Origin of the sequence: Lacinutrix sp., assembly GCF_023299985.1 — a bacterium.
GTDB lineage: Bacteria > Bacteroidota > Bacteroidia > Flavobacteriales > Flavobacteriaceae > Lacinutrix.
In genome coordinates this window covers 21,411-27,428 of sequence record NZ_JALZVX010000190.1, presented here as the reverse complement: position 1 = coordinate 27,428, position 6,018 = coordinate 21,411, and the positions used below count along the sequence as shown (strand labels likewise).

At 31.8% G+C, this 6,018-nt stretch carries 6 protein-coding genes; 2 read left to right on the top strand and 4 right to left on the bottom strand.

From position 1 onward, the window contains the following. Nucleotides 1–90: 90 nt before the first annotated feature. Nucleotides 91–558 carry a CYTH domain-containing protein gene (locus Q0C58_RS10320; protein ID WP_290701009.1) on the bottom strand — a complete coding sequence of 156 codons (468 nt, stop codon included), beginning with the start codon at nt 556–558 and terminating at the stop codon, nt 91–93. A 92-nt stretch (nt 559–650) separates the two neighbouring features. On the opposite strand from Q0C58_RS10320, the gene dinB reads away from it, so the two are divergent. Both dinB and Q0C58_RS10310 read left to right on the top strand, forming a co-directional pair. Further along, complete coding sequence (gene dinB, locus Q0C58_RS10315; protein ID WP_290701006.1) at nt 651–1,751, top strand: DNA polymerase IV; 1,101 nt, start codon at nt 651–653, stop codon at nt 1,749–1,751. 128 nt (nt 1,752–1,879) lie between these two features. Beyond that, nucleotides 1,880–2,959, top strand: a complete 1,080-nt coding sequence (locus Q0C58_RS10310) for a two-component regulator propeller domain-containing protein (RefSeq protein ID WP_290701003.1) — start codon at nt 1,880–1,882, stop codon at nt 2,957–2,959. Between the two features lie 262 nt (nt 2,960–3,221). On the opposite strand, the gene pyk is transcribed toward Q0C58_RS10310, so the two are convergent. The 3 genes from pyk to rnc all read right to left on the bottom strand — a co-directional run bounded on the left by pyk (nt 3,222) and on the right by rnc (nt 6,013). After that, the gene (gene pyk, locus Q0C58_RS10305) at nt 3,222–4,649 is read right to left on the bottom strand and encodes a pyruvate kinase (protein ID WP_290701000.1); all 1,428 of its coding nucleotides are present in this window, start codon (nt 4,647–4,649) and stop codon (nt 3,222–3,224) included. After that, the gene (locus Q0C58_RS10300) at nt 4,649–5,131 is read right to left on the bottom strand and encodes an IPExxxVDY family protein (protein WP_290700997.1); all 483 of its coding nucleotides are present in this window, start codon (nt 5,129–5,131) and stop codon (nt 4,649–4,651) included. Before Q0C58_RS10300 ends, pyk begins: the two co-directional genes overlap by 1 nt. Before the next feature lie 138 nt (nt 5,132–5,269). Then, on the bottom strand, nt 5,270–6,013 hold the full coding sequence (gene rnc, locus Q0C58_RS10295) for a ribonuclease III (RefSeq protein WP_290700994.1): 744 nt from the start codon (nt 6,011–6,013) through the stop codon (nt 5,270–5,272). Nucleotides 6,014–6,018: the final 5 nt, after the last annotated feature.

Genomic DNA, 6,018 nt, shown 5'->3' with positions numbered 1-6,018 from the left:
AATAACTAAACCAAAATACAAGTTTAACCAACTAATAAAACCAAAAAAGCCACATCCTAAGATGTGGCTTTTTTAATCTATTTAATTTGATTACCATTTGGTAAAAGGCTGTTTACTTAGTTGTGAATTATAATATTTAGTCTCACCAGTTACTTCTTTTCCTAACCAATCTGGTTTTAAAAAACTTTCCTCTTCAGAATTTAATTCAACCTCAGCGACTATTAAACCTTCATTTTCGCCAAAAAATTCATCGATTTCAAAAGTATGCTTACCCACTTTAACTTCATATCTTATTTTATCAATAATTCCTTTTTTGCATAATTTCAAAAGCGATTCAGCTTCGGCTTTAGAAATTTCTTTTTCCCATTCAAAACGAGATAATCCACTTTTAGAAGATGCTCCTTTAATGGTTAAAAATCCTGTTTCTCCTTTAAGTCTTAAACGAACTGTTCGTTTTTTATTGGTACTTAAATAACCCTGAACAGTTCTGTACTGTTTAAAGGCTTCTTTCTTAAATGCATTAGAAGTAACTAAGAATTTACGTTCAATTTCAATCATATTAACTTTCCGTTAAAGCGGAAACCTTATTTTTTATGAATCTTAATTATTTTTAGATTCCTTCCTGCGTAGGAAATTGGTAAATTTACATTATGCAAGACAATTTACCAATAAGAAAGATAATTCATGTAGATATGGATGCGTTTTATGCGTCTGTAGCAGAAATGGATGATCCAACACTTAAAGGTAAAGCAATAGCTGTTGGTGGTGGTGGATCAAGAGGTGTTATTAGTGCTGCAAGTTACGAAGCTAGAAAATTTGGCGTTAAAAGTGCAATGTCTGGTAGATTGGCAATAAAATTATGTCCGCATCTTATTTTTGTGAAAACTAATTTTGATCGTTACAAGGAGATTTCAAAAAAAGTTAGAGCTATCTTTTTTGATTATACAGATTTGGTAGAACCGCTATCGTTAGATGAAGCCTATTTAGACGTCACTGAGAACAAGAAAGGCAATCCTAGTGCTTCTCTTATAGCTAAAGAGATTAGAGCTCGTATTTTTAACGAGGTTGGTTTAACTGCTTCTGCCGGAATTTCAATAAATAAATTTGTTGCTAAAATAGCTAGTGATTTTAATAAACCGAACGGACAAAAAACAGTTTATCCAGAAGAGGTATTAGATTTTTTAAAAGTGCTCGACATTAGAAAATTCTATGGTATTGGAAAGGTTACAGCAGAAAAAATGTACCAAAAAGGTGTTTTTACTGGTTTAGATTTAAAATCTAAATCTTTAGAATTCTTGGAAGAAAACTTTGGAAAATCTGGTAAGCAATATTATTATATAGTTAGAGGTATACATAATAGTGAAGTTAAGCCTAATCGTATTAGAAAAAGTTTAGCTGCAGAGCGTACTTTTAACGAAAACTTATCTTCGGAAATATTTATGCTTGAAAAATTAGAGCATATAGCTACAGAAGTTTCAAAGCGTTTAAACACAAGTAAGGTTGCAGGAAAAACAATTACATTAAAAATAAAGTACAGCGATTTTACCTTGCAAACACGGAGTAAAACATTGCCCTATTTTATTAGTGATAAAGACATTATTCTTGAAACTGCAAAAAATTTATTATACCAAGAAAAGATGAATAACTCTGTACGTTTACTAGGTATTTCTCTGTCTAATTTAAATACAGAAAAGAAAACTAAAAAAGTAGATAAAAAGAGTGTTAGTGTACAGTTGAAATTTGGGTTTTGATTATTTTTACTTTTAAAAAAGAATAATCTAGCTTAGTACTTGATTAAAAAATTACACTTATTTGGCATAATTTCACATTTTATAATGCCAAAAAAAACATCTTTCTTCCTAAGTTTGAAAAAAAACAAATGAAACAATCCTATATGTTTTTAAGAACCTGTTTAATAGTTTTCATTATCGCTTTTATAACTTCTTGCGGAGGACAAGGACAATCTCACTCAAATAAAGAAGATGAAACTATTATTAATAAATTATCTAAAAACGTAGATTCACAAATTGGAGAGTATGTGATAGAAATATTTCAAGACTCTAAGAATAACATTTGGTTTGGAACTTTAGAAGAAGGAGTCGCAAAATTTGATGGAACGAATCTGAAATATTTGACAACAAAAGACGGGTTGCCAAGTAATCGAATAACAAGCGTTATTGAAGATGATTTGGGAAACTTATGGTTTGGAACAGGTGCAGGAGTATCGAGATTTGATGGAAAAATATTTACAAATTTTTCAGAAAAAGATGGGCTTTGTAGCGACATGGTAAGCAATTTATTTATCGACAAAAAAGGAAATTTTTGGATTGGAACTTGGGATGGAGTTTGCAAGTTTAATGGAACTCGATTCAAAAAATTTCCAATTCCTTATCCAAAAATAGAAACTAAAATCAATCCTGACACAAAAAATTGGATCACGTCTATTTCAGAGGACAAAAAGGGAAATATTTGGTTCGGAAGAGACAATTATGGAGCGAGTAAATTTAATGGAAACTCATTTGTTCATTTCACAACAAAAGAAGGTTTGAACTCGAACAATGTCCAATCAATTGTGGAAGATAATAAAGGGAATATTTGGATTGGAACTAGAGTGGCAGAGAAAGACAACCTCGATACCGACAGACGATTTGGTATAGGCGGATTGAATAAATATGATGGCCACAAATTCATTAACTTCCCTGAAATAAAAGGACTAAACGAAAGTGATGTTTACTCAATTTACAATGACAACTCAAACAATTTATGGATTAGTACGACAAGCAAGGGAGTTTACAATTACACAGATAATGGATTTGTAAATTATAAAGTTCCAACTTCAACAATAGTTTTTTTAAAAGACATAAAAGAGAATATTTGGTTAGGGTGTGCTGGTGGCTTATACAAAATTGACAAAAATGGGAAAACAAAAAATGTGACTACAAATGGACCTTGGAATTAAAAACAACTAAAGGCTAACTTAAGACGTGTATAATTAACATTCTGAATAACTATATTTCAAACAAAAAAACCAGTTACAAATTGTAACTGGTCTTAATTTATATGTACAATCCTTAGTCCGCGTTAGTGATTGATGCGGCATCCTTTTTTTGCTGCCATAAATGGCAAAAAAAGATATAGCGGAAAGCGCGTTGCTTGCAAACGCACAAACTATTTTTATAACAATTGCGTAAATACTGTTTACTGCAACTAAATAATGCTTACTAAATCTCGGTTATACGCAACGTATTTACCATTCCTTTTTCTTGAATTGGCATAGCTGCTAAACTTACGAGCATGTCTCCTTTTTCTAGGTAACCCATTTCTTGGGCTATTTTGTTTACGTCTTCTATGGTTTCGTCTGTGCTTACAAACTTATCGTAAAAGAAGGCTTTAACTCCCCAAAGCAGGTTTAGTTGCGTTAAAATACGCTTGTTAGATGTAAATACTAATATGTGCGATTTTGGTCTCCATGCCGAAATTTGAAATGCTGTGTAGCCACTATTTGTTAGTGTAGAAATACCTTTTGCATCGATCTCGTTTGCCATATGTGCTGCGTGATAACAAATAGATTTTGTTATGTAACGCTTAGTTCTAATAGTTGGTGGCTCGTGTGGCACTGTAATTAAATCACTATCCTCAACACTACGAATAATACTTGCCATTTGCTCGATTACTTGTACTGGATATTTACCAACACTTGTTTCGCCAGATAGCATTACAGCATCTGCTCCATCCATAACCGAGTTTGCAACATCGTTAACTTCTGCACGTGTTGGCGTAAGGCTATCGATCATGGTTTCCATCATTTGTGTGGCAATAATTACTGGTATTCTAGCACGTTTTGCACGTAACACGAGTTGCTTTTGCACTAATGGCACTTCTTCTGCTGGAATTTCTACTCCTAAATCACCACGTGCTACCATTAAACCATCGCAATAAGCAACAATTTTATCGATGTTTGCAACACCTTCTGGCTTTTCAATTTTAGCTATAATTGGGATTTTGTGTTCGCTATGTTCTTTTATAAGTTCTTGCAAGATCATTAAATCTTCGGCATGACGCACGAATGATAATGCTAGCCAATCGACTTTTAATTCGCAAGCGAATTTTGCGTCTTTAATATCTTTTTCTGTAAGTGCTGGCTGAGAAATATTTGTATTAGGTAAGTTTACTCCTTTTTTAGAACGTAGAGGACCACCTTGGATAACTCTGGCTTTAACTTCAGATTTTTTGTCTGTAGAAATAACTTCGAATAATAATTTTCCGTCGTCTAGAAGAATACGTTCTCCTGGTTTTGCATCTTGTGGAAACTTGTCATAAGTCATATAAACACGTTCTTTTGTGCCCACAAAACGTTCTCCTGTTGCAAAAACAATTTCATCACCAAGATTAACAAAAACATCGCCTTTCATCATTCCAACGCGTAGCTTTGGCCCTTGTAAATCGGCAAGAATTGAAGCGTTGTAACCAAATTCGTCGTTTAATTCACGAATCATTTGTACACGTTCTTTTACATCGTCGTAATCTGCATGAGAAAAATTAATTCTAAAAACGTTAGCACCTGCGTCTAACATGTCTTTTAAAACTTTTTTTGAACTTGTTGCAGGACCTAAGGTCGCTACTATCTTGGTTTTTTTTCTTTTTTGCATTAGTTAAATATTAGTTGATCTTTAGATTTTAAGCTTTCAGGAGCAATACTGTAAGCTGTAATAACTTGATCTATTTTAAGTATTTTATCTAAAATGAGTTTTTCTTTATTAGTATGACACTCATTATTAATTTTTAGCAGATAATTAGCTTTGCTATATTCTGGCACTAAATGATACGTTTTTGTTTGGTTAAAACTAAACAATGAACCTGCATTATTATCAATTTGATTTTTTACTACTTTACATACATTAGATACTAAATTCCAGGTCTTAAATTGTGTGTCGTCTTCCCATTCGAAAATAGAGAATGTTGTTTGTTGGTTATTATTATCTATATCGTTGTCTTGTCTGGTTAAACTTAAATTTAATGCTTTGTTAAGCAAATAAGCCAAACGATAATCTTTAATAGTGCAGTGAATACCAATTAATGAAAAGCTTTCTTCTTCTAAAAAATCGTTTAAAACAAGTTTTTTAATTGCCATATTCAAAATTGAAATAATTGTAAATATAGTATTTAAAATGGTTTTAATTACCTTATTTAGGTATTCTTAACAAGAAAATAATACGAAAACGTTGTAGTTGCTTTTAATTTATTGTTAAATAGGAAAGGATAATAAAACTTATAAAAAAGCTTTTGAAATTTGATTTTGAAAAACGAAAAAAGCGCGTTTTGATGCTTTTTCTTCAGCTTTCTTTTTTGAAGTTGCTCTGCCTTTGGATACTATTTTATCGTCTATAGATAATTTTACAGAAAAATGACGAATATTATCGTTGCCTGTATCTTCGTAAACATTATAATCGAATGTCTTTTTTTCTTTCTGGCACCATTCAATAAGTAAACTCTTATAACTAATAACCTTACCTTCAAGTTGTTCTATATCTACAAAAGGAGTGATAACACGTTTGTATATAAATTTTTCACAGGTTTGGTATCCACCATCTAAATAGATTGCTCCAACAAGAGATTCAAACAAATTACCATGAATATTATCACCAAATTGTCCTTTTGGAATTTTACTTTTTACAAGATTTATAAGTTTTAAATCTCGTCCAAGCTCGTTTAAGTGTTCTCTACTTACCACTTTAGAACGCATTTTTGTTAAGTAGCCTTCGTCTCCACTTGGAACTTCTATGTATAAATGGTGTGCTATTACAGCACTTAGCATAGCATCGCCTAAAAACTCTAAACGCTCATAGTTTACTATGTTACCTTTACCGTTTTTAATATTCATAGAACGATGTGTAAACGCTGTTTTAAAGTGTTTAATCGTTTTTGGCTTATAGCCTATAATTTCTGAAATTGTGATAAAGAACTCTCCTCTTACTTCCTTCGATTTTGAGAATATGTTTCGAATTCTTTTCATTAAAA

What these genes read in the sequence shown, in the direction of transcription:
- Q0C58_RS10320 (WP_290701009.1), bottom strand. Translation starts at nt 558, where the DNA reads ATGATTGAAATTGAACGTAAATTCTTAGTTACTTCTAATGCATTTAAG.
- dinB (WP_290701006.1), top strand. Translation starts at nt 651, where the DNA reads ATGCAAGACAATTTACCAATAAGAAAGATAATTCATGTAGATATGGAT.
- Q0C58_RS10310 (WP_290701003.1), top strand. Translation starts at nt 1,880, where the DNA reads ATGAAACAATCCTATATGTTTTTAAGAACCTGTTTAATAGTTTTCATT.
- pyk (WP_290701000.1), bottom strand. Translation starts at nt 4,649, where the DNA reads ATGCAAAAAAGAAAAAAAACCAAGATAGTAGCGACCTTAGGTCCTGCA.
- Q0C58_RS10300 (WP_290700997.1), bottom strand. Translation starts at nt 5,131, where the DNA reads ATGGCAATTAAAAAACTTGTTTTAAACGATTTTTTAGAAGAAGAAAGC.
- rnc (WP_290700994.1), bottom strand. Translation starts at nt 6,013, where the DNA reads ATGAAAAGAATTCGAAACATATTCTCAAAATCGAAGGAAGTAAGAGGA.